We start from the raw sequence: 25,934 nt of genomic DNA, 5'->3' as shown, positions 1-25,934 counted from the left end.
GAAATAACGTGAGAATATTAATTATCGCCATTGCATGGTCATTGCTAAGCGCCTGTGCAACACAATATGGGGGAGAAAGCCCCAAGCTAGACAGCAATCAAACCGTGTATGTTATGCCATTGACGAATCAGTCGAATATGCCCTTGGCTCAAGCCCAAGCTGAGCAACTGCTGGCATCTGTGCTTGCGCAAGAGGGGCTGAAGGTGGTCATGTACCCGAAAACCATGGTAAACGATATTGAAGCCAGCCTTACACCTCAAAAGCGTTGGCAAGATGCGCAAACTTGGTTAGCGGCTCAACCAACGGGTTACGTTGTCGCCGGCTCTATTCAAGAGTGGCAGTACAAATATGGCCTTGATGGCGAGCCGGCAGTGGGAGTTACTTTAACACTGGCGGACACTCAAGGGGCTGAGTTATGGCGTGGTAGTATTTCTAAAAGTGGTTGGGGACGAGAGTCTTTATCGCACATTGGCATGAATGCTATCGAAGGTTTATTGAGCTCGTTGGACTGGAACTAATCGATTATGGCGCAATTAGGTAACCGTCGTTTTAACGCCTTTTTCTATCGGCTTATTTTAGGCAGTGACCGCCATACTTTTGCTTGGTTTGAAATGGTGTTGGTGGCGATTTGTGCCATGGTTGCGTGGGTTTACCAATCTTCCATTCCCTACGCTAACAGCCATGATTATTTTTACTGGCCAATGCTTGGGCCGGTAGTTATCGCGCTGCGTTATGGCTTCGGCAGAGGCATGATGTGTTTTTTATTGCTGCTTTTGCTGGCCAATGTGTGGAACGGGGTTATGCAGCCCCATATCAACATAAGCATATCGGTATCAGTGGGTACCGCGGTGCTGACCATGCTGGTGGGCGAATTTCGTGACCATTGGCATACCGTCAATGAGCGTTTTGAGCTTAATTTTAGGTTCATGGAACAAAAGCTTAAGAGCTTTACTCAAAATTATCACTTGCTGAAGGTTTCACACGACCAACTGGAACAGCGAGCGGCGGGTAAGCAAATGAGTCTACGTACTGGCATACGTTTAATGCAACAGCAAGCGTCCATGGAAACCCCTGAAGACATGGAAAAGCTCGCTGCAAAGAGTCTTAAAGTCATGTCGGATGTAGTCACCCTATATCAAGCTGGTTTTTATTTAATCAGTGACGGTAAATTACAGTCGAAGCCGCTTGCAAGCATTGGCAGTGACCATCAACTGCAGCCCAACGATGCCATGCTCCAAGACGCGTTAATTTCCAAAGCGGTAGTGTCGCCGGCGGATTTTATTGAATCCGAAGAGCATTCACTGGCGTATCAATTAGTGATCCCGCTAACCGACATTAAAGGTAACGCTCGGGGGGTCATTGTTGCTGAGAAAGTACAATTTATCGGCTTAACCGACAGCAACATTGCACTGATTGGGTTACTGGCGGGTTATATCGGTAACTTATTAAGTCAAGAATACTTCACCACCATCCTTCAGCCGTCTCAAGGAGACATGTTTTATCAGTACATCAAGTATCAAAAGTGGTACAAACGTAAGTATGGCGTAGACAGTGCACTGGTGATTTTCTTTGATAACTCCATTGATCAAGTGATGGATTTGTATCGCATTACGGACTTTAAGCGAGATGCCGATATTTATTGGTCGTGTGAGAGCCTCGATGGACGAAAAGCCATGTGCGTATTGTTGCCAATGACCACCTTGCATGCCGCTAATCATTATGTAGAGCGGATCAGCACCGCCATCGAGCGGGTGAAAGTAGACTCTTCAGAAAAAATGGATGTAATTGGTCCCTTGGTCGTGTCCGAACAGTATGACGAAATCGATAGCCGACTCAGACAACTAGGAGCTCACAATGAGGAATTGGTTAATTCTTCAAACCCTGTTGTTTGAATCGGCGAGCCTTTATCTGTTAAGTGCTGAACACTTAAGCCTGTTGGGCTGGATAAGTTATGGCAGCAGTCATGCTATAGCGGCGGTTTCGTTTACCGCTGCATGCTGGCTGATGTTGCCAATGCGCTACAAGATGCCAGCGCACACTTCGATGTCATTCATTTTCGTGATTGCCTTTAGTATGCCATTGGTGGGAATGCTCGGATTAACCTTAATCTTTATTGTAGCCTTGTATTTGCCATCAAAAGACGAATCTCCTTTATGGATACGCAGTGAATTTCCTCAATTACCGCAACACGTTGAGTCATTGGAGGGGAGTCAGTTCGGCAGCAGCGCCCTTAAAGACATCTTGTTGTTTAACCCTTCTGATGAGCGTCGCTTGATCGCGGTCAATGCATGCCGTTATTTACCTGAAAAAGTGGCCATGCCGCTGTTAAAAATAGCGCTTACCGACAAAGTTGATGATGTACGCCTATTAGCCTACGCCGCCATCGAAAAAATGGAATTCGGCATTAACCAAAAAATAGATGCATTGACTAAAAAACTGGAACAGAAAGAGTCTGCAGAAGCGAACTATCAAGTGGCCAGTTTGTATTGGGAGCTTTGTTATTTAGAAATTGCCGATGGGCCATTACAGTTGCATTATCTGGAACAAGCTCGGCAGTACTTGTTGGCATCGTTAGCGTTGAAAGACTCCGCGCAAACGCAATTAAAGCTGGGTCGAGTGTTATTGCAACTGCAACAATACTCGCAAGCTAAAACCTACCTAGAGGCCGCGCAAAACAATGGTCTGCTGGCAAGCCAAGTACAGCCTTACTTGGCTGAAGTTGCCTTTGCACAAGGACAGTACGCAAAAGCGCAAGACTTGTTGGCCAACCTGAGTGACAGCTCGAGTCCGGCTTTGGCTCAATTAAAGGAGTATTGGCGCCGTGAAGCCCATTGATATTTGCCTACTGCTAGAGGGGACGTACCCCTATGTGCGTGGCGGCGTTTCTAGCTGGGTTCATCAGTTGATTAACGGGCTGCCTCAGTTTCATTTTTACTTAGTCTTTGTTGGGGGGACTAAGTCCTTTTACCCCAAGCAACACTACACACTGCCCGATAATGTTGTCGGCATTGAAGAACATTTTCTAATGGACAAAACGGGCCTCATTGCACCTCAGCCACGGCTGGGTAATGAGTCAGCATTCGCATTGTGGAAGTCGGTATTAAGTCACTTTCAAAAGACCGAGGCGACGTTATCAAGTGAACAGCTGCAAGGGTTACTGGAAAAACTGGGGGAGAAAAACGGCATCGGTTACGACGATTTTCTCTACAGTGAACATTCTTGGGAAGTGCTGGTTGACTTGTACATGGAAAATGCTGAAAACCAGTCATTTGTCGACTATTTTTGGACATTTAGAAACATTTACAGCCCACTTTTCATATTGGCGAAAGTGGCTCGAGGCATCCCTAAAGCCCGATTGTTTCATAGTATCTCTACCGGTTACGCGGGTTTTCTAGGCGCTTTAGTGAAGCAAAAACAACAGGTTCCATACGTTCTTACGGAACATGGTATTTATACCAAGGAGCGAAAAATCGACTTAACTCAAGCCACTTGGATTAAAGATCGACAAAGCGCTTTGGACACCAGTTTGCACCGAAAAATGGAGCAAACACGGCAAACTTGGATTCAGTTTTTTGAACAACTTGGGCGCTCTGCCTACCATCAAGCCGACGATATCGTTGCGTTGTATGGCGGTAACCGCTTGCGGCAAATTCAAGACGGTGCACCTCCGGAGAAAACTTCGGTTATTGTTAACGGCATTAATATGAAGCGCTTCACTAAAGCTTATCAAGAGCGCAGCGTAAGCCCTCCTAAAGTGGCCGGCCTTATTGGGCGAGTTGTGCCCATTAAAGACATTAAAACCTTTATCCGTTCCATACGTGTTGCTGTTAATGCGGAGCCGAATCTTGAAGGCTGGATCATTGGTCCAACGGAAGAAGATCCAGGTTATGTAAAAGAATGCGAGCTTTTGATCAGCAGTTTAGGGTTGACCGATAAGGTCAAGTTTTTGGGCATGCAAAATGTCGCAGAAATTCTGCCTAAAATCGGTGTGTGCATGTTGACCTCCATCAGTGAAGCACAGCCGCTGGTGCTGCTTGAAGCCATGGCTGCAGGGGTGCCCTGCATTGCCACCGATGTTGGTTCGTGCCGTGAAATACTGGAAGGCATGGATGAGCAGGATAGGCAGCTTGGCGAGTGTGGTTACACTATCAGTATTGCCGATCCTAATCAGGCGAGCGCTGCGTTACTTAAGATTTTATCTGACGATAAGCGCTGGCATGAGATGGGGGATAATGGCTTTAATCGAGTTCAGGCCTATTACCAAGAGTCGATGATGTATCAGCGTTACCAGCAATTATATGAGGAGCGTCTTGCATGGCAGGAATAGGCTTTGAGCTAAGGCGAATTCTCAAAAAGAACACCTTACTGTCCTATGTGGAAGCGTATGGCTTGGCTGCGGTCGTGGGCTCAGGGCCATGGGTGCTATCCATTTTAGCCTTGTTGGTTATTGGTATTGTGAGTGTTGGCCGTATTTTTCCAAACGAAATGGTGATCCAATATTTAGTACTGGTGACCTACATGATGGCCGGTTCACTGATATTAAGTGGATTTTTCCAACTGATGCTTACTCGGTTTATTTCGGATTGTTTGTTTTGCGAGGATGAACGAGCCGTAACCCCCAATTTATTGGGTTGTATGCTTACGGTTTCGGTGGTCAGCCTTGTGTTGGGCATTGCCATTTTAAGTCAATCACAGCTCGCACCTGCAATTAAAATGACGCTTTTATGCGGTTTTGTAACCCTGTGCAACCTGTGGGTGATTATCGTTTTTCTCAGCGGTATGAAACAATATTATCGGATTGTATTAACCCTACTTGGGGGGTATACGGTCATGGTGTTGGCGTCGTGGCTGCTACCGCCGCACGGTTTGCTGGGGCTGTTGGTTATTTTTGCAGCAAGCCAAGGGCTTATTACTTTTGTGTTGTTGTTCTTCGTGTTACGAAGTTTCCCATCAAACACATTGATAACGTTTCAGTTTCTAAACCCCAAGCGGGCTTTCTACTCGTTGGCTTTATGCGGTTTGCTTTATAACTTAGGGGTTTGGGTTGATAAGTTTGTTTTTTGGTTTAGCCCGCAGGTTTCTTTTCAAGTTGTGGATATGTTTCGAGCGTCCTACATCTATGACTTACCGATTTTTATCGCTTACTTAGCCATTATTCCGGGGATGGCGGTGTTTATGTTGCATATGGAAACCGACTTTGCAGCCTCATATGAAAAGTTCTTTAAAACGGTGCGTGAAGGTGGGACTTTGCGGTCCATTTTTTTGCTGAAAGATAAAATGGTGTTGGATTGTCAAACCAGCTTGTATCAAATTTTCAAAATTCAAGGAATGACGTTGGCCCTGCTATTGCTGTGGAGCGATGAAATATTAATTCTGTTGAAGATAGATCTGGCTTATCTGCATTTGTTCTACGTGGATTTAGTGGGGGTGTCGCTGCAGGTCATGGTGATGGCTATTTTGAACGTGATGTTCTATTTGGACAAACGATACCAAGCATTGGGGCTTATCGCTGTTATGGCGCTATGTAACTTTGTCTTGTCGTACATTTCGGTGTTCCTAGGGCCGCAGTTCTATGGATACGGCTTTGCGCTATCCATGTTAATCAGCACCTTGCTCGGGCTTGTATTGATTAATCGACAGTTCTTAAGACTGGAATACGAAACCTTTATGTTGCAGCGCTAGAGTACCGGTGCGCTAAAGGGTAAAATTCAGCTACAAAAAACGCCAGCAAGCCTTTGCTAACTGGCGCTTCTGATTAGAGCGAGCGACTTTATTCTGGGTTGCTGGCAATCCACTCGGTTAACAGCCTCACACCGTAGCCAGTGCCACCGGTTGGATGAATGCCTTTATCTGAGCGAGTTAGGGCGTGACCGGCCATGTCGAGGTGGGCCCATTTAGTGTCGCCAGCAAAGTGCTGTAAAAAGACCGCACCCATGGTTGCGCCGGGGCCATTATGGCCAGAGTTTTTAATGTCGGCGATGGGGCTTTTGAGTTCATCGTGATACGCCAAAGGCAGAGGCCATAGATTTTCGTGGACACGTTCACCAGCGTTAGATAATCCGTCCATCAATCCTTGATCATCACTGAAGATCGCGGTGAATCGATTACCTAGAGCGCGGTATTTAGAGCCGGTTAGGGTGGCAATATCCACCATTACTCGAGGCTGAAAATGCTGGTTGGCGTACCAAAGTGCATCCGCCATGACCAATCGACCTTCGGCGTCGGTATTAACAATTTCAACGGTAGTGCCATTGCCCATGGTAATTACATCACCGGGTGCAGTAGCGGTGGCGGAAACCATATTTTCAGCCATGGCCATGATGCCGACCACGTTTTGAGTCGACTTTTGCTCTGCTAAGGCGCGAATGGTACCTAGCACCGCGGCAGCGCCAGCCATGTCGGTTTTCATACGGCTGATGGAATCGCCATTGGCCTTAATATTGTAGCCACCGGTATCAAAGGTAATGCCTTTGCCAATTAACGCGATCGGTGCTTGCTCACTGCCTTGCCAATGAGCAATAACAAGGTGGCTGCCATCGTTCGAGCCTTGGCCTACGCTGTATAGACCACCCATCCCCAAGGATTTTACTTGCTTGGGCTTAATGATGGTTACTTTAACCCCAAGTTGCTTAAGTTTGCTTGCCTCTTTAGCGAACTGGGCTGGTGTTAATTGGCTGGGTACTTCGTTGGTTAAATCACGCGCTAAGAAGATGCCATGTTCAATGGCTTTTAGCTGTTGGTACTGCGAAGCCGCTTGTTGCTTGTCGTCAACCGATACCGAGATGTTACGAGGAGCTGGGTTTTTCTCCTTTAAGTATTTGTCAAAGCGGTATGCTCTCAAATTCATGCCGTGGGCAAACTGGGCGGCAAAAGACGCGTTGCTGTTGGCATCGCTAATACCCGCGGTTAATAGCGTAATGGTGTGGTTGCGCTCGCGCTCATTAGTGCCTTTGGCTAAATAAGCGGTAAGCTCTGCGCCCAGTTCATTAATGGCACCCTTATTCGCAGAGGCGGTATCGCCAACGCCCATAATGATTAAACGCTTGGCTTGTAGACCTTGAGGAACGAGCAACTCAACCATTTGCTTTTTAGCACCGTTAAAACTTTTGATTTTCAGCGCTTCGGTTATTTGTTGGTTGGTGCGTGCGTCGAGGGCCGCTAAGGTCTTTGACGGTTTATCGCCGGCTTGTAAAACCACGACGGTATGATTGGCAGCAGAGCTGCTTTCTACAAAATTAAAATTATCTGCTAATGCTTTGGTGGCTACTAATCCCATTATGTTGATAGCGCACACCCATACTAATGCTAGATTTTTCATATTATTCTCAGCGTATGTCGTGTTGAGCTGCAAACGCAGCAATGGTGACGACGAATCATACTTGAATTAAAACGACTTAGGTATTGGCAAGCAGTCGATCCCATCGAGGCAAACAAGCAAGTGCCTGTGTTGTGACCAATCATGATGTTTTGTTAAAAAGGTGTTTTTTGTTTGTTGTTGTCAGTATGTGCGTACCATCAAGCTCGTTACTACTTTGAATAACTTGGCAGCTTAAGGGTCTAAAAGCGATAACCCACTGCCGCCATTAAGCCATAGGTGGTGTCGTACTTTGCCATCAAGCTAAAACGGCGAAAGTCGCTGCCGATGCCGGCAAATGTACCCACTTTTAAGCGGTGATAGGTGTGCTCATAGGACTTTCCATCATATGCGCTACCGAAATGTCGCCGGTTATTATCGTAAAACACCCGATATTCATCTTGCGATGCGATAGACGCACCGGCGATAACGAACAGCTTGTTCGATAGAGCATAACTGGCCCCGAGGCTACTGCCGATATGAAGGTGACGTTCGCTGGTAAGCTCAAGTTGTTCGTTGGAGGTGGCCATATAATGAGGGTTATGGATTTGCGCGCTATCCACTTGATTAAGGCCGTAATCTAAGCTGACGAAAGCACCAAAGTGGTTTGGATTATTGTTGGTAAAATAAACGGAAACCGTATCGTTGTTAGCTGCGAGTCCTATGGTATTTCTCCATTGATTGGCTCTGGTTGCATTGGCGGTTGTAGCGCATTTTGCCGCAGCGGAGGCTGTGCAGCTGCACAATCCAAACAATAGGCAAGCTAAGATACGAAGTACATAAAGTGCTTTCAACCGCATTGGCTTACCTCTGTCATTAAATGAAGCTATTGGTGGTTACGTAGCGTTCATAATATAGAAGTAGCATTTTTGCTCTGTTGGTTATTGTATGTACTTTGTGCCGTTGTGATCACACAAGCTCGACTTTTGCTCTTGTTACTTTGTAAGATTTATTTTTAACGTATTGATTATTATCAGTAAATTATTATCACACTTTACATATCATCAATGGTTACGATTCCATTAATTAGATCGTGCATGGGAGCATTAAGAGGGTTGCTTGAGGGCCAATAAATGGCGCTCGACCAGATGTTCGCTCGTGTTTTCTCGGCTTTGGTGATGAATATTTTATGCACTTCATCTCGCTCCAGCGCTTCTTTGCATAAATAGGCTGGCAAGATCGCCCACGTCAGGGAATGCTTAACTAAGGCTAAGGTATCGTGATTGTTATTACTGTAGATAAGCCGATTGCTGAAGTTATGGGTATCGCTTTGGCCTAACACTTTCATAAATAGAGTTGCCACTTGGGTCATACCCCTGAGCTTCTCCTCTTTTACCACTTGCTGCTTTAGCTGTAACTGCGGATTTGCGACGTTTATCACTTCAAAGTTAAAGCCGTCAGCCGATGACAGTTCGTGGTGACGTTGAAAGGTATTGGTACTGATGCACATATCGGCTTGTCCTGATAGCAGCCAACTGCGCAGCAGCATGGGGTCGCCGGAAAGCAAAGTAAACTGCATGGAAGGGTATTTTTGTATCAATCGGTCGATTACTTGCATCACTAAAGGATGGCGCAGTGCGGTATCGAGGCCAACCACAAAGCGGCTTGGCTCTCCGGCCAATAAGCTATCTGCCTTCATAAGCAACTGATCACTTTCTCGAAGCACAGCCACAGCATAATGATACATGTCTTTACCTTGCGCGGTTAGCTCGAGGGAGCGAGGCTTTCTTTCAAATAACGACAGTCCTAATTCAGCCTCCAGCGACGCGACTAAACCGCTTATGGTGGTGTTGTGTTTCCCCAGTCGCAATGCCGCTTGCTTAAAACTACCTTTATCAACCGTGGCAACAAAGGCTTGCAGCTGTTCTATGGTGGCACTCATATAAATTTACCTTCTAACAGTCGGTTGTGTACATTATTTTAGGGAGGGTTAAACCCTTTCTTGGCGATGTTAACACGATTGTTTTAGTCATTCATAATATTCGCAACTGTTAACAAACGTGTTTAACGACAATGCTCGACAAACTTTGAGAGGTTATTATGAAATCATTTAAGCAAACCGCCATTTTAGCAGCCGTTTTAGCAGCAACCACTTTGGTTGGAGTAAGCAGCCAGGCTAATGCCTGTTCTCGCCTTATTGCCGATACTGGTGAGCATGGTATTTCTGTTGCTCGCTCTTACGATTGGGGCGAACGTTTGTCCAGCGTAGCTAAAGTTTCTCCTGTTGGAACAAAGCGCTCTACTCGCGAGGTACCTGAGTACAGCAATCCAGCTAAGTGGGTCACAAAGCACCAAACTTTGTATTTTGAAGAAGTAGAAACCTTTCACGGCACTACCGGCGAAGCCATGAATGTTGAAGGCTTTGCAGCGTCTATGTTGTATCAAGACCCGTCAGTGAAGTTTATTGATGATGCAGCGGACACTGGAGCGCCAGCATTGCACTTATCAGACATCGTGCCGTTTTTGGTGGAAAACTACAAAACTGTGGATGAAGCGGTACAAGGTTTTAAAGCGGGAGAGTGGCAAATTGCTTGGAAGACGGGCATTGCGGGACATCGTCATGGATTCCACGTTTCAGTTCAGGATAAATCAGGCAATATTGCTTTGTTCCAATTGAATAAAGGCGGCGAAATTAAGATTCATCAAGGTGATACCGAGAGTGACTTGCGAGTAATGGCTAACGCGCCGTTACAACAAGATCACAGAGCCTATGTTAAGCAGTTCGATATGACTGATGCAGAGAAGCTACCAGGCTCAATTTCATCTCGAGACCGTAACGTGCGTGGCTTGTATAACACTGCCAATACCAACTGGAAAAACGACGCCCAATGGCCTGCTATTCGCGGTAAAATGAAAAGCATGTTCGACGCCGGTAACCTAGTAGGGCAAGACATCATTGACCCAACAAACGGCGTTACTTACGCGACGTGGGAAACCTACGTTTATAACTTTGACAATGGTGAAGTGACTTACTTTAACTATGATACCGCGACTCAAGTATCAGTGAATATGAACGACATTAAGCAATTCACTAAGCCGGTATGCGCAGATTTAGTCTCTCAAGCACTCGAGCAAGATCGCATGGTGTTTAGCCAGTGCAAATAAGCTTATTAGCTTGTAGCTAAAAGCAGTGGGGACGTACCCTATTTTATAACTCTATGAAAAACAATGGGTTGTAAGATAGGGGTACGTCCCCTTGCTGTATTAGCTGGAGTGCTCACACGAACCAATGACGAGTACGGTTGACCACATAGACTAAGGACAACATTACTGGTACCTCAACAAGTACGCCAACCACGGTCGCTAAGGCAGCACCGGAGTGCAACCCAAATAGGGCAATAGCGACCGCAACCGCTAGCTCAAAGAAGTTTGAGGTACCAATGAGACTTGCCGGGGCAGCAATATTGTGAGGGAGCTTTAGTGCTTTCGCTGCGACATAAGCAATCACAAAAATACTGTATGTTTGAATCAATAAAGGTATTGCAATCAACACGATTGTTTGTGGTTGCTCTAAGATGGTTTGAGCTTGAAATGCAAATAGCAGTACAACGGTTGCTAATAGCCCAATCATTGACCAAGGTTTTAGCTTTGCTAAAAATGCTGGTAGTAAGTCGTCATTTCTTTTTTGATTCAAGAAACTTCGAGTCAGTACTCCGGCAATCAAGGGGAATATCACATACAAAACGACAGAAGATAATAGCGTTTCCCATGGAACGGTTATATCGCTAACACCAAGTAAAAAACCTGCTATTGGCGCGAATGCGAATACCATAATGAGGTCATTAACCGATACTTGCAATAACGTGTAGTTAGGATCGCCCTTGGTTAACTGGCTCCATACAAACACCATGGCTGTACAAGGAGCGACGCCCAGTAGAATCATACCTGCGATATACTCGTTTGCTGTCTGTGGGTTGACCATATCCGCAAATACGATTTTGAAGAACAGCCAACCCAGAAGCGCCATTGTGAAGGGCTTAACAAGCCAATTAATTACTATGGTTAATATAAGGCCTTTTGGCTTTTTGCCGGCAGCTTTGACTGCACTGAAGTCTATTTGCACCATCATTGGATAAATCATTACCCATATAAGCACCGCTACAATTACATTAACGTTGGCCACTTCTAATGATGCGATAATCGCAAATTGATCGGGAAATAGGTTGCCTAATGCCACGCCAACAACAATGCTTAAAGCCACCCATACTGATAAAAATCGTTCGAAAATACCCATTGTAAAACCTTAGATTAATTTATATATGCGAAAAACCATATGTTTAAAGTCAAATTTTTAGCAGCAAGTCTCGAGTCTGTCTGGGCGATTTCCCATGTTTGCTAGTCGAGTCGATGTCTTGCTTAAAAAAGCCACATTTCCGTGAGCGGATTCCGTTAAGGAGCGTTTTGCCCACTCAGGTAAGCTTGGATTGATGCGGTAAAAGACCCATTGCCCTTGACGCCTATCGACAAGCAAGCCGCACTTTCTTAGTTGGGCTAAGTGACGAGAAACCTTTGGCTGAACTTCGTTTAAGGCAACCATTAACTCGCACACACAAAGTTCATTCTCTTGCAAAATCAACAATACGCTTTTTAGTCGAATCTCATCTGCTAGACATTTATAAAATTGAATGGGAGACATATACGGTAGCTCGCTTAGCGTTCATGGCTGAAAATATTCGAAAATAAATATATGCGATTTTCCGTATATATAATACAGATTATTGAAGGAAATTGTTGAGCAAGTGACGGTACTCACAAATATTCTATGACCATAATTATTATTCGATTACTGCCTTAAAAGGCTCCCAAAACATTGGTGGGGACGTACCCTATTTTACAATTCTATGAAAAACAATAGGTTGTAAGATAGGGGTACGTCCCCTTGCTGTTTTAGGGTAAGCTTAAGTTCGCGCCGAAATTTTAATGGAATAAACACAAGATGAGTGGATTGGAACCAGAATTTAGCAATCAACAACTTGCAAGCAGCGGCTTGCCGCAGTTGCAAGATCTTGATTTTGAGCCGTTGGACAAGCGCTATCGAACAGTACGAAGGCTCACTCGATTGCTCGCCATTGCGCTGGTCTTGATATTATTGCTGTTTATTCAGTTTCAGACTTTTGTGGACGTGCCGGAGCGTGTGAATCGCTTCGCAGACTATGCGGCATTAGCCGTTATCGTTTTGTTCCTTTTATCCCTATGTTACGTCCACTTTGCAGACAAAAAGAAAAAGTTTGCCCTACGTGAGCAGGATCTTAGCTACCATTCTGGCTTGTTCTTCTTCAGCACATTGACTCAACCGATACTTAGAATTCAGCATGTTGAGATTAAGCAAGGCCCACTTGAGCGGCGGTTTGGGTTAGCAAATATACAGGTTTATAGTGCAGGAGGGGAGCTACATACTTTTCAAATCCCAGGACTAGCGCTTGCGAAAGCTGAGCAAATTCGACAGTTCATCCTCTCTAATAAGGACATTCAACAACATGGTTGATGACATGGCGAATAAAGGGTGGCAGCGAATATCCTTAGTTGGCGTAATTTATTATGTGGTGCGAATACTTCAAGTGTTGCTTTCTAATATTCTGTACTTGATTCCAGCGCTCTACATCAGCTCGGATAAAATTTCCCAACGACCAGAGCTGTTGCAAACCATTGTCATGGTTACCTTTGCCCTTATAGGCTTGTTTGCACTGTTAAACTATTACTTCTTTCAATATCGCTTGACCACGCAACAACTTGAAATTCGATCAGGCGTGTTTAGCAAAAAACGCATCGATTTGCCGTTTGAACGAATCCAGAACATTGAGGTTTGCGAGCCGCTTTATTATCGCCCATTAAACTATTGTTATTTGCAGTTTGATACGGCCGGCTCTTCGGCTCAAGAGGCTAAGATCGTAGCGATTAGCCTGACAAAAGCGACTGCGCTAAAAGCTAAGATACTTGCTTACAATGAAGCACAGCGGACCGACGAAAGTGATCAGGAAACGCCCGAAAGCGGTCAGTCAGAAGAGCTCTCAGCTCCCTTAGAAAAAGAAACAACCATGAACCTTAGAAATATTGATGATCTGGTTTTGCATGGTCTTTCGAGCAATAGAGCTTGGATAATATTGGCAGGTTTAGCCCCATTTATCGATAACGTAGGAGAGGCTGTCGCTCAGTTTATGTTGAGAAATGGTATCAACGTTGAGCAATATTTTGCCTTTGAGGGAATGACTTGGTGGCAGATTGGACTGACTCTGATTACCGTTACCTTTACCACCATTTTCATCATGAGCCTTATCTCGGTTATCGGCTCTGTCATTGTTTACTATAACTTTGAATTGAGTAAACAAGGAGACCGATATATCAGGCGATGCGGTTTGTTTACGGTTACTGAAGTCAGTATGCGTCTTTCAAGATTACAGGTAATAGTGCGCCAGCAAGACTGGCTCGACGTTTTGTTTCGACGCAGTAATTTACGCTTTGAGCAATCCAATGCCAATACCCGAGTTAAGCCTGGTGCGTCGCTAACAAATAAAATTTTGGTGCCATCGGTGACTATAGAGGAAGCGCAAAATTTGGTTGCTGATGCCTATCCTACGAATAGGCTTTTCGATATCCCGTTTCAAAGAATCAGCCCACGTTATTTGCTTAGAAATATGGGCCTGTTCGCACTCCCGCCCTACCTGCTGCTCATCGGCCTATTTATTTATCACCAAGATACAACGGCAACCCTTTATGCAACAGCGGCAATAGTCGTGTTAGTGATGCTCATGGTTTTACGCTATTTGCGATGGGGTTATGCGACCGATGACAACTTTATATACATTCGTAAAGGGTGCTTGGGTGTGGATCACTATTGTTTTGCTCGTCACAAAATGCAGCAATTAAGCGTTCGCCAAACGCCGCTGACCAAGCGTCATCAGCTGTGTTCGTTGAAGCTCGTACTTGCGTCCGGCAGTTATACGATCCCTTATATCTCTGAGCAAGAGGCTTATAAACTTGCGAATGACAGTTTATATCGGCTAGAGAAGTGGAAAGCCAGTTGGATGTAATTGATTTTATTGTGTTTACCAGCCCCGATTTTGGTGTTGTCGGCTGTTAGCTAACTTGGAAGTAATACAACCAAGCAAGGCAAATAAGGCACACGTATAAACTTGAAATCTTAAATTGAATTGCCGATGCGTTGTCTTTGCCAATTAGCCATGAATACCCTCTATCAAGCACTAAAAATAGAGACCAAAATAAGCTAACAATTATGGCTGCAGCGGAAAAAATAAGGACTAAAAGCCACGTAAGCCCGAGCCCGCCTTCAATGTAGGTATTTAAGCCAATAAGCCTACATGCGACAAAAACAAGCGAGCATAGAAAGTTCATGCTGAGGCAGAATTTTAGCTGATCCATAAGCTTACAATTGTTGCTGACTGTAGGGCTAAAGATAAAATAACTTTAGGCATAAAAAAAGCCCCTAGCTAGGGGCTTTGTGCTTGAATTGGTGGAGGCGGCGGGGCTCGAACCCGCGTCCAAAAAACCTACATCCTCGGCGCTACATGCTTAGTTTGTCTTTTGGTTAACCAATGGTACTCCGACAAACAGGATTAACATTGGCGAGCCTGGTACTGTTTCGCGGTTCAACCCCAGGCGGGTATCCCTCGCTATCGCGATGTAGGGTGACCATCAAATCCACTGCCCATGCGAAAAACTTGTGGTAGATGGCTAGCGAGCCTAAGCTGCTAGAGCGTAGTTATCGTCGTTTGCAACTATAACAATGCGGCTTTTTACGAGGCCAACCGCCCCTCGGCATGCTCCTAGGGTTTCGCGAATCTTGTCGAATCCAAAATCGCCCCCAAGACTTCACATCATACCTGATAAGTAGGCTGTAGCAATAGTCATATTAATAGTTTCTGTGGCGTATGCTGCATATTCGAGCAAAGTAGTGGGGACGTACCCCAAAAAATAACGGCTTGAAATTGCTCGGATAATACGAATAGGGTACGTCCCCCTATGTAGCGAGGGGCTCGTTGGGAAATGGGGACGTACCCCTAAGTCTTTAAGTTGTTGAAAAGTAAAAAGGGACATACCTTGGGGTACGTCCCTTTTTTATAAGCTAATTAGCTATTAGCGTTTAGTGCTGTTCTTTAGCAAATTTTGCTGCGGTTTCGCCAGCTAAGCGACCAAAGGTCACGATATCGGAGATGGCGTTACCACCTAAGCGGTTAGCTCCATGAACACCACCAGTTGCTTCACCAGCGGCATATAGGCCTTTGATTAAGTGATGTTGAGTGTCAAATACCTCAGTTTTGGTATCAATCTCAATGCCACCCATGCTGTGGTGAACACCAGGGCCTACTTCAATTGCGTAGTAGTTACCTTGGTCTAAGGAGCGTGGTAAGTTTTGGCGAGCGAAATCGTCATCCTTACCTGCTGCAACAAACTGGTTGTAGCGTTTAATGCTTTTCACCATTTCGTCACCGTTAATACCTAAGCTATCTGCAAGTTTCTTAGCTGATGCGTCGCTTGGCACTACACCTAGAGCAATGTATTTTTCGATTTTGCTTAATGATTTACGTACAGAGTCGTCAAATACTAGGAACGCGGTTTTGCCTTTTTGAGCAAGAATTGCCGCTGCAGCTTTGTCACGAGTGGTAACTTCGTTAACAAAGCGCTTACCGTCACGGTTAATCAGGATTGCGCCATTACCACGAACCGCCTCAGTAACCATCACACCGCCTTTAATAGATAAGGTTGGGTGAGCTTGGATGTACTTGAGATCTTTGGTGGCTGCGCCAGCGTTCACCGCTACGTCAAGGCCGTCACCAGTTGCACCTACTTGGTTAGTAGAGATGAAACCTTTTAGTTTAGGGTCTAGTTTAGCAACACGCTCGTTATTGCGACCAAAACCACCAGTAGCCATAACTACCGCATCGGCTTTAACCCAGTAGTAACCGGTGTATTTACCTTTAACTAATACACCTTTAATAGAACCGTCGTCATTTTTCAAAATTTCAACAGCACGGGTGTTTAGGCGCATATCGATATGACGTTTTACCGCATTATCATAAAGTACTTGTACAATGTGCGCACCAACACCAGCACCACCTGTTGGACGATGTGAACGGTTAACAGATGCACCACCCATACGGCCTACATCGCTTAAGTCAGCACCCATAGAGGTTAACCAGTCAACGGAGCCGCGAGAGTTGTTTACTAATACATCCACTAATGCTGGATCGTTAATATTGTGGCCACCTTTAATGGTGTCAGACTTCATAAGCTCTAGGCTATCTTTAATGCCTTTTGCTTCTTGTTGTTTGGTCATAGCAGCGTTCATACCACCAGCTGCTAATTTTGCGTTACCACCGATAACAGGTTCTTTTTCAACCATAATAACGGTTGCGCCTTTATCGTGTGCAGCAACGGCAGCAGAGAATCCCGCGCCACCAGAACCAACAACCAATACATTCACGGTATCTTGCGGAGCTTTGCTTAACGCAGCTTGACGTTGCGCTTTGTCTTTAGCAAGCTCAGCGATTGATTTCTCATGACGGTGCCATTTGCCTTGGTAAGGCATATCAAATTTAAAGCTATGGCATGAATCACAATAGTTTAATGATTCTTGGTGGCCCGCATGGCAGCTAGTACAAGAAGTATCGCCTGGGAAGTGAGAAGCGTGTGCGTTGTACTTATCACGTTGTGTATCTTTGGCAACTTCTGCTAGGTCGCCATGACAACTTTTGCACTGAGCATTTTCGTAGCTCAAGTTATCATCAGATAGTTTATTACCTTCTAGGTGGCAGCTGTCACAGCCATTCATTTCGGCATGTTCTTCAGCTAGAAAACCGTTCGCGAAAACGGCGGTGGAAATGACTCCGCTAAACAGTAAAGCGGCTAATGAAACTGCAAGACTTCTAGGCTTCATTGTTTTTACTCCAAATAAGGTCGATTGACACTAGGTTGGGTGCAATGATTCCCCTCTAGAGGCTATTTAGCAAAGGGTTTTGTGAAGCTTACGTCACTTTTTTAGGGTGCTTCACAGTTCGATTTTTTAGGTATGCATAACTGCATAGCGAGCTGACGATATATGCATATTTGCATAGTGACTAGAGAGAGTTCTCATGGATATGGAATTTATTAGAAGAGCCCCAAAATCTTGCAATAAGGCACTGGCACAGCGTTACAGAGAGGCATAGATTGAGCACAACTTTTCAGAAGGGAGCTCCTTGCAGACCCTTTTGATACAACAAAAAATGTCTTTTCTTTTATGTAGGGTAGTAACATGAAAAAGAGTGTAATAGCTACAGCAGTATTAATGATTATGGGAACTGGCTCCGCATTGGCAGCTGATTCTTCCGCAGACTTTTATGGTACGGTTCGGGTAGCACTGTCTAACTCGGATACTGGCTACGCTTCCAATTCTGGTGGTGGCGCAGGGTTAACTTTAGAAGACGATAACTCATTGATTGGTGTTAAAGGTAACATCGACATCAACGCACCAGTTGATTTGATTTATAAGGTAGAAGTTGGCGTTCAAGGAATGGATAACAGCAAAACTAATACTCCGTTTAACGCTCGTGATACCTGGATTGGTGTGAAGAGTGATTTTGGTACGGTAACTTTCGGTCGTCAAAGCTTGGCAATGTGGAAATCTGAAGGTGGTGTTGACCAATTCAACCTTACCAATGCTGATATGAACCGTTTGTTTACAGGTAACAATCGTATAGCAGATACCATTGGCTATACATCTCCAAAGATTGGTGACCTTACCGTATTCGCAACTTACCAGCTAAAAGATGATGTTTACGGTAAAGACGCGAAAGTTGAAGGCGACTTGTACTCTGTCGCTGCCGTTTATGGTGATAAGAGCCTGAAAAACAAAATCTACAACTTCGGCGTAGGTTATAACGCGGGTGTAAATAACGAAGAAGCATACCGTGCTACCGCTCAAGTTAAATTGGCTGGTTTCAAAATCGGTGGTGTTTACCAACACTCTAAAGACCTTGTAAACACTAACCTTGAAGGTGATGGCTTCATGGTTGATGTGGCCTACCCACTAACCGACGCCCTAACCTTGAAAGCGCGCTATGGCCAAGATGAGTCTGCTCGCGGTGTGTACATGAAACGCATTATTGGTGACGGTAATAATGGTATTACTGCAGCTGATGTAACCGATACTAAAGTTGTTAACTACGCAGTAGGTGCCGATTATGCCTTGTCTAAAGCAACCAAAGTATACGCTCACTACAGCCGTTACGATGCAAGTGTTGATACCACCACAGCAACTAAGTTGTATGACCAAGCTGAAAACGTAATTAACCTAGGTTTAATGACTCGTTTCTAAACGATTTATCAAGCAATTAGTTAATCGCTAGTTTGTGGCGGTGAATGGGGAAATTATCCCACATTCACCGCCTTTTTGTTTTGATAGACTTGCTTTTATGAAAGCAACGTTTATCTTATTTTTATGTCTCCTTAGCGCACCGCTTACAGCGATGTGTCAAACTCATTCGTCAACATTGACGATGGGAGTGCACTCTACGACTGCGCCACTGGAATGGCGGGAAAATGGTGTTGAGCAAGGTTTTAACATCGCTTTGGCAAAGAAGGTAGCTAAGCGAACCGGAAGTCATCTTGGTTTTCGTAGGCAAACCTTACAAACTCTTATTGCCGATTTGCAGAGTGATGCCCCTCAAATTGATTTCTTTACTGCAGTTAGCCCGGTTGGCATTCCAAGACAATCAGGTCAATCGGATCCCATCTATACAACTTATGCTAAAGCTTATACGGCCTTAGACAGTCCTGATATCAATGGTTGGAGCGATCTAACCAATAAACGTGTGGCGATTAAAAGCGGTTCATTCGTTGATGTGTACATCAAGGATCATTCTCAGTTATTTACACGTGTTGATGTGGATCTTTATGAAACCGGTTTTAAATTGCTTGAGTCGGGCGATGTTGATGTAGTGCTGGCAGAGAATATGGTCGCAAGAAGATTGCAACCTCACTATGCCAAAGTGCGAAGCGCCAGCGAGCCATTGATTTTTGGAGTCTATTCCTACGTTACATCGCCGCAAAATCAAGCCTTGCTTAGTGATATTAATACGACGCTTCGGCAATTAAAACACAGCGGTGAGTATGACGATTTAGTTGCCCACTGGTTTGGTACCGGCCGCGAAAAAATTGACTTAACTGCCGAGCACTTGCGCATTCTTAAATACGCCATCGTGATCGCCAGTATGTCTTTTGCGGGCTTGCTTTATACGGTATTTGTGTCAGTACGTTTGCGCCATCGAAGTGACGCTTTAGCTAAAGAGTTACGGCAGCGCAAAGCGGCCGAGCAAGCGCTAACGCAAATAACAAACCAATTTCAGATGATGCTTGATGAAATACCTTACGGTGTTTATCTGTTTGATAGTTCGCAACAACAGCTTTGGAGCAATGGTCAACACGAACACTTACTTCATCATGAAGCGGTTACTGATGAGCGCAGCAACCCATTTGTTTTTGATGATAGATTTGCCCAGGCAATGCGCAGGAAACTCGAGTTTTCCGAAGTGCTGCAGCTTGATAATGAGTATTGGTTGCTACAAATCTTCCCTATTGCTCAGCAGCAAGCGGTTGTGTTGGTGCAAGAAGTTACCGAACAACAACGGTTACAGCAAGCTCATGAGCAAGCCAGCCGCTTAGCGTCCCTTGGAGAGTTAAGCGCAGGTGTCGCTCATGAAATCAATAATCCAACAGGGTTGATTCTTCATTCTATAGCCTTGATCAGTGACGCCATGCATGACATTAATCCAATGCTGGTAAAATTTGCTAAAACTCAACCAAACAGCCGTATTGCAGGGCTTGAACTTGATGATGGTTTGCAAGAGTTAACGGTGAGTGTGGAGACGGTAACCGACGCGGCGCGACGTATCGCTCGAATCGTAAAAGATCTTAAGCAATATGCTTCTCCCAGCACAAAACGAGTGGAGCAGTTGGTTGATCTCAATGTATCTGTTGAAACCGCCTTACGTTTAACTCATAACATGGTAAAGCGGTTTGATGTGAAGACGTTATACAGCGATGAGTCGGCTATCACCCCCGGCGATGATGCTCAATTGCAACAAGTTTTCATTAATTTGATTCAAAATGCGTGTTTGGCAATGGAAACTTATGGCGGGCACTTAGCCATTTCCGTGGCTGTTGTAGGCTCACAAGTTGAGGTGGTTGTCGAAGATGATGGTATTGGTATGTCCAAAGATACATTTCATCGCATTAAAGAACCCTTCTTTACGACGCGTAGAGAAACCGGCGGTACTGGGCTAGGTTTATCAATTTGTAATCGAATTCTTGACGAGCACCAAGCTCGGTGGACGATCCAAAGCACTGAAGGTCAAGGAACTCGAATAAGCTTATATTTTAAACGAGGTAATGCATCGTGAAAATGGCGCGTAATATTCTTTTGGTGGATGACGAAGCGCAATGGTTAAGAGCGTTGTCGGTTACTCTAAAACGCCGAGTACCAGAGGCTCACGTGGATACCTGCATGGATGGCCGACAAGTACTTGAACGGATGCAATCCAAAAAGTATTCCTTGGTATTACTGGATTTGACAATGCCTTTCCGCTCAGGAGAGGACATTCTTCAAGACATCAAGTTAAACCATCCTAATTGTCGAGTAATTATTGTTACAGGGGTTAATGAAATCGATTCAGCTGTGCGCTGTATGAAACGCGGCGCCTACGATTACTTTAATAAGGCCGGAGAAGTGGAGGCTTTGGTCGGCTCGGTAAGGCGAGCTCTTGAGGTGATTGGGCTAGAGGCTAATCTTGAACAGGTACGGGAGAGCTTTTTTGATAGAGAGCTTAAACGTCCCGATTCTTTTAAAGAAATCATCAGTTGCGAGCCTGCAGTGCTCGACCGCCTTCGTTATTTGGAGGTCATTGCGAGCTCTCCGGCTCCGGTGCTTATTATTGGAGAGTCAGGAACCGGAAAAGACGTCTTTGCCAAAGCATTGCATCAACTGGCTTACCCTGAACAACCATTTGAAGTGATTTCATTGACATCGATGTCGTTAGAGCAATTGCGGGTAACTTTATTTGGCTCCGTTAGCTTGGAAGGTGGAGATACTCCTGGATTGGTGCAGCTTGCTGGAAGCGGGGTGTTGTATCTTGATGAGATTGGTGAATTGTCGATGGATGCTCAATCTCAATTAGTGGAACTGCTGGAGCACAATCAATATTTTCCCGTTGGTGCGCAAAAACCAGTATGCAGTGAGTGTCGCATTGTGGCTTCAAGCAGTCATGACTTAAAAGCACTTCATCAGCAAGGGCGTTTTCGAGGCGATTTACTGTATCGCTTGAATGCTCACGAGCTTGCGCTACCCCCATTACGTGAGCGTCGTTTGGATATCGGCCTGCTAATTAATCACTTTATTGATATTGCAGCGCAGGAATTGAATAGAGAGCGGCCGTTACAACCCAGCAATTTAGCTAATCAGCTTTGGGGATATGGATTTCCGGGCAACTTGCTGGAGCTTAAAGGCATGGTGTTTGATGCGGTTAGCCGCTCCGATAACTATAAGCTAAATATCAGCGCCTTTGCTGAAGCGATTCAAAGCGGAGCTAATAATCGGCAGCAGCAGCTAAGTATTTCCTTTGGTGAGCAGTTGCCCACCTTAGCTGAAGCAAATAAAGCGTTAGTCGACGAAGCGATGAGCCGAACGGCAAGCAATCAAACCGCAGCTGCGCGCTTATTAGGAATTAGCCAAAGCGCCCTCAGTCGCCGTCTGACCAAAGAATAGGGGACGTACCCCTAATTTCTACATTTTTAACTATTTGATATATAAAGAAAGCATTTTTTGGGGTACGTCCCCCAGTTTGTGTGGAAGCAGTGCCGCTTTGTGTCGCTTTTGCTGATGTTAGCGCTTTGGGCATTGCGTATTTGCTTGGGCTATATTAGATTCGCGTTATGTTTTTAATTGGGATGGTGCTATGCGTTCTCGCTCACTGTTAGTCAGCTTCTTACTTATCGTTAGCTTGTTTACTCAAGCTTGGGTGAGTGTGTCTGCTGCTGAGCTATCGCAAATTCCCAATCAACAAGCGCATCCTTGTAATATGATGCAAATGGATGACGACACTGCACAACAGTCGGCGGTTCCTGATGCAACCACTAAGCACAAAGACTGCTGTAATCAATCTGACCAATGTGATTCCGGGCATTGTAACCAAGCAACTGATTGTCACTCTAATGGTTATAAAGTCGCCAAAGTGATGCTTGTTCCTTTTGCGAATGCGCAACTTAGTGCTCGCTCAACCCCAGTAAAGGCAACTACCACCGTATTGCCTACACCTCCTTTTGAAGCAGCAATAATCCCTCCTATTGCGTAACCCTCATAGGCTAGATCCATCTCGGATTTAGCGCGCATCATTGCGCAAAATCTTTAGAGCTGAACAAGCTCTCGGTATTGATTTTTTATGAGAGGTCTTCGTTATGAAGCGTTTCATTCTATTAGCATCTTTGATGTTAATAACCCCGTTAGCGTTCCCAAAACCGCTAATGCAAAGTTCAGCATTATCGTTGACGGACTTGCTAGCACTTTCAAAAAACAACGATTGGCATGCTCAAGCGTTAAAAGAACGGGCTCAGCAGCAACACGCCGCAGCCAGTGTCTCAGGCTCTTTGCCTGATCCAGTCGTCTCTATTGGCATTAACAATGTGCCGCTTGATTCGCCTAATCTACACAGTGAGGGGATGAGCCAGGTTCGCATCGGTGTTACTCAACAATTTGGCGTAGGGCAAAGCTTGCACTTTGATGAACAAGCATTAGCCGCTACCGCTCAAAGTACCGAAACATCCCTTGAAGTCCGAGCAAAACAGCGCGAGCTAACCATCAGCAAGCTGTGGCTAAATCTGGTTTCAGTAAACGAAAGTAAAGCTAAGGTTAATGCGTTAATACAAGCGCTAACCCAGCTAAAACAATCGCTTATGGCTAACTATGAAACTGGGCAGATTAGCCAAAGCGCTTTGGTGTCAGTGGATCTTGAAATTAGCCATTATCAAAATCAGTTAACTCAATTGGATGCTCAATACGCGGAATTGCTTGGACAACTTGCAGCTTGGGTCGGAGAAAGCGCATTTCAACCGCTTGCCATTGCTTACCCTCAATGGGACGCGAACCAAAGTGACAGCGAAAGTTGGAGTCAAGCGGCACAACGTTTAAGCAATCATCCAGAAATGCGTGCTCAGCAACAGCTGCTTAAGGGAGCTCGTTTGGCAATTGACTCTGCGCGTTCTAAATATTCCCCCAAATGGGCATTAACTGCTGGTTATGGCTATCGAGCTGATGATCCGCAGGGCAATTCGCGCAGTGACTTGGTATCCCTTGGTGTTTCCTTTAGTGTGCCGCTTTATGCCTCCAGCAAGCAAGATAAGGGGGTTGTTGCGGCTCAAAGCAAAGCGGCTGCCCAAGAGTTTGCTACCCAAGATACCTTACAGTCCCTTGTTGGGCGTTACTTGTCTGCAAAGCAACGAGTGCAGCTGCAACAGCGTAAAGTGCGTGAATTCCGCGAGCGTATTTTACCGACAGCGCAGCAAAAGGTGGCGCTTGCCGTTAATGATTTTCAAGCGCATGCCGGCACCTTCCAAAACCTTGTTGACGCTCAGGAGCAATTGCTGCTGAGCCAAATTAATTCCTTAAACGCCACTAATCAATATTTCTCCGCGCTCGCAGATTTGCGCTACTTCGAAACCGATAAGGACTGAACTCATGAAATCTACCTATTTAAAGCTTAGCTTAGTGTTAGCGGTTGGTGCAGCAATAGGCTATGGCGCATCAATATACATTTGCAAACCATTGACTTCAGCACTCAGCTCGGAAAAGGCAGCTTCTGCCGATAGTGTCGAAAACAAGCCTCTTTACTGGGTCGCACCAATGGACCCAAGTTATAAACGCGATAAGCCAGGTAAATCCCCCATGGGGATGGATTTGGTGCCAGTCTATGGTGACAAAAGCGCTTCAGAGAATGGACAAGGGGATGTAACCGTAAACTCAGCTTTGCAAAATAATTTTGGCGTAAAAACCGAAACCGTTACTCAAGGTCAAATTCCTTTGACCATTGCTACTATGGGCAACGTCAATTTTAACCAAGATTTGGTTGAGCATGTTCATCCGCGCGCAAGTGGCTGGATTGAACAGCTTAATGCAAAGGCGGAAGGGCAATGGGTTAACAAGGGCGATGTGCTCTACTCCTACTACTCACCAGACTTGTTAACGGCTCAACAAGAATTGCTAACAGCATTACGCAGTGCCAACAAGCGCATTATTGCCGCAGCTAAAGAGCGGCTAACACTATTGGGTTTTTCAGAAAAACAGCTTAAGCAATTGCTGCACAGCAATCGAGCTAAATCAGTCGTTGAGGTGTATGCCAAGCAATCGGGCATTATTTCTAAGTTAAATGTACGCCAAGGCATGTATCTAACACCGGCAACCGACGTATTAACCATCTCTGGGTTAGACAGTGTTTGGATTGACTCCCAAGTTTTTGAGCAGCAAGCGGATTGGGTAGATGTGGGGCAAACTGCGAATATTACTTTTGATGGACTTGCGGGACAGCAGTTCACCGGTAAAGTCGATTTCGTGTATCCCTATCTTAACCCTAAATCACGCACAGTAAGTGTGCGAGTAGTCCTTGATAATCTCGACCATCAGTTTAAACCGGGCATGTTTGCCAACATGACTATCGATGCTGGCACGACGAAGACGGGATTCATTATTCCGCGCCAAGCGTTAATTAAAACCGCTCAAGGTAGTCATTTAGTACTGAAAACCGATGACAACCATTTTCAAAGTGTGGCGGTAAGCACTGGGCTGGGTAATGCCGATCAAGTATTGGTTCTCGATGGCCTGAATGAAGGCGACCAGTTGGTGGTTTCAGGGCAATTTTTAATTGATTCTGAATCCAATATCGATGCGTCTCGTTTGCGCATACAAAGCCCTCAAAAGCCGATGCCAAATCAAGTCCATGTTGATGCCGTAGTAAAAGGCGTTGATGTTGACTTTAACAGCGTAACCCTCGAACACCAAGCCATCGACCAATGGAAGTGGCCCTCGATGGTCATGGATTTCGATGTCGCGGATGACATTAACTTAAACGCCTTAAAAGAAGGCCAAGCCATCAACGTCACCTTAGAGCGTGATGCTGATAACAACGTGCTACTAACCAGCATTAACTAATTTATTGAACAATTTTTAGGACAGTTATTATGAAAACTTTATCTTTGATTACTCTAAGCGCTTTGTTGTTGGTAAACAGCTCTTCAGTGTTCGCAGCGGACATGGGCAATATGAAAATGGGCGCGGGTATGCACATGCACCAAAGTGCACAGAGCGCCCCTCAGATGGTTACAGTTAAGGCCACAATAAAAGCGATTTCCACTAAACATCACAAAATTAAGGTGGCTCATGAAGCAATTTCCGAGTGGGGCTGGCCTGCAATGGTAATGGCATTTGAAGTGGCCGATGGTCAACCGTTAAGTCAACTACACAAAGGCCAACAAGTTCAGTTGATGTTGCACAAAAAGACCGACGGCAGCGTTATAGCTCAGCAAGTAATGGTTGAATAGGAGA

The 25,934-nt window shown here is 45.2% G+C and carries 21 protein-coding genes and 1 other RNA gene; 15 read left to right on the top strand and 7 right to left on the bottom strand.

The window, feature by feature from the left end:
• Window positions 1-8: 8 nt before the first annotated feature.
• From CLC91_RS08130 to pelG, 5 genes are read left to right on the top strand one after another with little or no spacing between them, the layout of a single operon-like run.
• A complete protein-coding gene (locus CLC91_RS08130; protein WP_095498430.1) occupies window positions 9-518 on the top strand; it encodes a hypothetical protein in 510 nt (169 codons plus the stop codon).
• A gap of 6 nt (window positions 519-524) precedes the next feature.
• Complete coding sequence (locus CLC91_RS08125; RefSeq protein WP_095498429.1) at window positions 525-1,892, top strand: GAF domain-containing protein; 1,368 nt, start codon at window positions 525-527, stop codon at window positions 1,890-1,892.
• Complete coding sequence (locus CLC91_RS08120; RefSeq protein WP_095498428.1) at window positions 1,855-2,835, top strand: tetratricopeptide repeat protein; 981 nt, start codon at window positions 1,855-1,857, stop codon at window positions 2,833-2,835. Before CLC91_RS08125 ends, CLC91_RS08120 begins: the two co-directional genes overlap by 38 nt.
• A complete protein-coding gene (pelF, locus tag CLC91_RS08115) occupies window positions 2,822-4,327 on the top strand; it encodes a GT4 family glycosyltransferase PelF (RefSeq protein WP_095498427.1) in 1,506 nt (501 codons plus the stop codon). The genes CLC91_RS08120 and pelF overlap by 14 nt, the downstream gene beginning before the upstream one ends.
• Complete coding sequence (pelG, locus tag CLC91_RS08110; RefSeq protein WP_095498426.1) at window positions 4,315-5,682, top strand: exopolysaccharide Pel transporter PelG; 1,368 nt, start codon at window positions 4,315-4,317, stop codon at window positions 5,680-5,682. The genes pelF and pelG overlap by 13 nt, the downstream gene beginning before the upstream one ends.
• An 88-nt stretch (window positions 5,683-5,770) precedes the next feature.
• Here the strand turns inward: pelG and CLC91_RS08105 are convergent, their stop codons facing one another.
• From CLC91_RS08105 to CLC91_RS08095, 3 genes are all read right to left on the bottom strand, one after another.
• Window positions 5,771-7,318 (bottom strand): leucyl aminopeptidase, encoded by a 1,548-nt coding sequence (locus CLC91_RS08105; protein ID WP_095498425.1) that lies wholly within the window; start codon window positions 7,316-7,318, stop codon window positions 5,771-5,773.
• 239 nt (window positions 7,319-7,557) lie between these two features.
• Window positions 7,558-8,154 carry a hypothetical protein gene (locus CLC91_RS08100; protein ID WP_095498424.1) on the bottom strand — a complete coding sequence of 199 codons (597 nt, stop codon included), beginning with the start codon at window positions 8,152-8,154 and terminating at the stop codon, window positions 7,558-7,560.
• Between the two features lie 194 nt (window positions 8,155-8,348).
• Entirely contained in the window at window positions 8,349-9,236 is an 888-nt protein-coding gene (locus tag CLC91_RS08095) for a LysR family transcriptional regulator (RefSeq protein ID WP_095498423.1), read from the bottom strand.
• Window positions 9,237-9,394: 158 nt separating this feature from the next.
• Here CLC91_RS08095 and CLC91_RS08090 point away from each other — a divergent pair, with 158 nt between their 5' ends.
• Window positions 9,395-10,459 (top strand): linear amide C-N hydrolase, encoded by a 1,065-nt coding sequence (locus CLC91_RS08090; RefSeq protein WP_095498422.1) that lies wholly within the window; start codon window positions 9,395-9,397, stop codon window positions 10,457-10,459.
• Window positions 10,460-10,571: 112 nt separating this feature from the next.
• Here the strand turns inward: CLC91_RS08090 and arsB are convergent, their stop codons facing one another.
• A complete protein-coding gene (arsB, locus tag CLC91_RS08085; RefSeq protein WP_095498421.1) occupies window positions 10,572-11,588 on the bottom strand; it encodes an ACR3 family arsenite efflux transporter in 1,017 nt (338 codons plus the stop codon).
• Window positions 11,589-11,645: 57 nt separating this feature from the next.
• Window positions 11,646-11,990, bottom strand: coding sequence for a metalloregulator ArsR/SmtB family transcription factor (locus CLC91_RS08080; RefSeq protein WP_095498420.1), 345 nt, complete (start codon window positions 11,988-11,990; stop codon window positions 11,646-11,648).
• Window positions 11,991-12,290: 300 nt separating this feature from the next.
• Between CLC91_RS08080 and CLC91_RS08075 the strand changes: the two genes are divergently transcribed.
• On the top strand, window positions 12,291-12,839 hold the full coding sequence (locus tag CLC91_RS08075; protein ID WP_095498419.1) for a PH domain-containing protein: 549 nt from the start codon (window positions 12,291-12,293) through the stop codon (window positions 12,837-12,839).
• Window positions 12,832-14,382, top strand: coding sequence for a PH domain-containing protein (locus CLC91_RS08070; protein ID WP_095498418.1), 1,551 nt, complete (start codon window positions 12,832-12,834; stop codon window positions 14,380-14,382). The genes CLC91_RS08075 and CLC91_RS08070 overlap by 8 nt, the downstream gene beginning before the upstream one ends.
• 438 nt (window positions 14,383-14,820) lie before the next feature.
• On the opposite strand, the gene ssrA is transcribed toward CLC91_RS08070, so the two are convergent.
• Together ssrA and CLC91_RS08060 are read right to left on the bottom strand one after the other, a co-directional pair.
• Window positions 14,821-15,175: a transfer-messenger RNA gene (ssrA, locus tag CLC91_RS08065) on the bottom strand.
• A 277-nt stretch (window positions 15,176-15,452) separates the two neighbouring features.
• Entirely contained in the window at window positions 15,453-17,246 is a 1,794-nt protein-coding gene (locus CLC91_RS08060; protein WP_095498417.1) for a flavocytochrome c, read from the bottom strand.
• Between the two features lie 357 nt (window positions 17,247-17,603).
• On the opposite strand from CLC91_RS08060, the gene CLC91_RS08055 reads away from it, so the two are divergent.
• From CLC91_RS08055 to CLC91_RS08025, 7 genes are all read left to right on the top strand, one after another.
• Window positions 17,604-18,665 carry a porin gene (locus CLC91_RS08055; RefSeq protein WP_095498416.1) on the top strand — a complete coding sequence of 354 codons (1,062 nt, stop codon included), beginning with the start codon at window positions 17,604-17,606 and terminating at the stop codon, window positions 18,663-18,665.
• Window positions 18,666-18,852: 187 nt separating this feature from the next.
• Window positions 18,853-20,748, top strand: a complete 1,896-nt coding sequence (locus tag CLC91_RS08050) for an ATP-binding protein (protein WP_158220714.1) — start codon at window positions 18,853-18,855, stop codon at window positions 20,746-20,748.
• Window positions 20,749-20,750: 2 nt separating this feature from the next.
• Window positions 20,751-22,109, top strand: a complete 1,359-nt coding sequence (locus CLC91_RS08045; protein WP_233132598.1) for a sigma-54-dependent transcriptional regulator — start codon at window positions 20,751-20,753, stop codon at window positions 22,107-22,109.
• Between the two features lie 190 nt (window positions 22,110-22,299).
• Window positions 22,300-22,695: a hypothetical protein gene (locus tag CLC91_RS08040; protein WP_095500237.1), complete on the top strand. Its 396-nt coding sequence runs from the start codon at window positions 22,300-22,302 to the stop codon at window positions 22,693-22,695.
• Between the two features lie 103 nt (window positions 22,696-22,798).
• Window positions 22,799-24,070, top strand: coding sequence for a TolC family protein (locus tag CLC91_RS08035; RefSeq protein WP_095498412.1), 1,272 nt, complete (start codon window positions 22,799-22,801; stop codon window positions 24,068-24,070).
• 4 nt (window positions 24,071-24,074) lie between these two features.
• Complete coding sequence (locus tag CLC91_RS08030; RefSeq protein WP_095498411.1) at window positions 24,075-25,541, top strand: efflux RND transporter periplasmic adaptor subunit; 1,467 nt, start codon at window positions 24,075-24,077, stop codon at window positions 25,539-25,541.
• A gap of 29 nt (window positions 25,542-25,570) precedes the next feature.
• Window positions 25,571-25,930, top strand: a complete 360-nt coding sequence (locus tag CLC91_RS08025) for a copper-binding protein (RefSeq protein ID WP_095498410.1) — start codon at window positions 25,571-25,573, stop codon at window positions 25,928-25,930.
• Window positions 25,931-25,934: the final 4 nt, after the last annotated feature.

It is taken from the genome of Paraferrimonas haliotis (assembly GCF_002282895.1).
In the GTDB taxonomy this organism is placed as follows: Bacteria; Pseudomonadota; Gammaproteobacteria; order Enterobacterales; family Shewanellaceae; genus Paraferrimonas; species Paraferrimonas haliotis.
The sequence above is the reverse complement of the archived record's forward strand: the minus strand, read 5'-3'. Positions and strand labels throughout refer to the sequence as shown.

Bases quoted from the DNA above. Each gene is read 5' to 3' on its own strand.
- CLC91_RS08025 (WP_095498410.1), top strand. From the start codon at position 25,571: ATGAAAACTTTATCTTTGATTACTCTAAGCGCTTTGTTGTTGGTAAAC.
- CLC91_RS08060 (WP_095498417.1), bottom strand. From the start codon at position 17,246: ATGAAGCCTAGAAGTCTTGCAGTTTCATTAGCCGCTTTACTGTTTAGC.
- arsB (WP_095498421.1), bottom strand. From the start codon at position 11,588: ATGGGTATTTTCGAACGATTTTTATCAGTATGGGTGGCTTTAAGCATT.
- CLC91_RS08035 (WP_095498412.1), top strand. From the start codon at position 22,799: ATGAAGCGTTTCATTCTATTAGCATCTTTGATGTTAATAACCCCGTTA.
- CLC91_RS08080 (WP_095498420.1), bottom strand. From the start codon at position 11,990: ATGTCTCCCATTCAATTTTATAAATGTCTAGCAGATGAGATTCGACTA.
- CLC91_RS08105 (WP_095498425.1), bottom strand. From the start codon at position 7,318: ATGAAAAATCTAGCATTAGTATGGGTGTGCGCTATCAACATAATGGGA.
- CLC91_RS08070 (WP_095498418.1), top strand. From the start codon at position 12,832: ATGGTTGATGACATGGCGAATAAAGGGTGGCAGCGAATATCCTTAGTT.
- pelG (WP_095498426.1), top strand. From the start codon at position 4,315: ATGGCAGGAATAGGCTTTGAGCTAAGGCGAATTCTCAAAAAGAACACC.
- CLC91_RS08125 (WP_095498429.1), top strand. From the start codon at position 525: ATGGCGCAATTAGGTAACCGTCGTTTTAACGCCTTTTTCTATCGGCTT.
- CLC91_RS08055 (WP_095498416.1), top strand. From the start codon at position 17,604: ATGAAAAAGAGTGTAATAGCTACAGCAGTATTAATGATTATGGGAACT.
- CLC91_RS08090 (WP_095498422.1), top strand. From the start codon at position 9,395: ATGAAATCATTTAAGCAAACCGCCATTTTAGCAGCCGTTTTAGCAGCA.
- CLC91_RS08040 (WP_095500237.1), top strand. From the start codon at position 22,300: ATGCGTTCTCGCTCACTGTTAGTCAGCTTCTTACTTATCGTTAGCTTG.
- CLC91_RS08030 (WP_095498411.1), top strand. From the start codon at position 24,075: ATGAAATCTACCTATTTAAAGCTTAGCTTAGTGTTAGCGGTTGGTGCA.
- CLC91_RS08045 (WP_233132598.1), top strand. From the start codon at position 20,751: ATGGCGCGTAATATTCTTTTGGTGGATGACGAAGCGCAATGGTTAAGA.
- CLC91_RS08095 (WP_095498423.1), bottom strand. From the start codon at position 9,236: ATGAGTGCCACCATAGAACAGCTGCAAGCCTTTGTTGCCACGGTTGAT.
- CLC91_RS08120 (WP_095498428.1), top strand. From the start codon at position 1,855: ATGAGGAATTGGTTAATTCTTCAAACCCTGTTGTTTGAATCGGCGAGC.
- CLC91_RS08100 (WP_095498424.1), bottom strand. From the start codon at position 8,154: ATGCGGTTGAAAGCACTTTATGTACTTCGTATCTTAGCTTGCCTATTG.
- CLC91_RS08075 (WP_095498419.1), top strand. From the start codon at position 12,291: ATGAGTGGATTGGAACCAGAATTTAGCAATCAACAACTTGCAAGCAGC.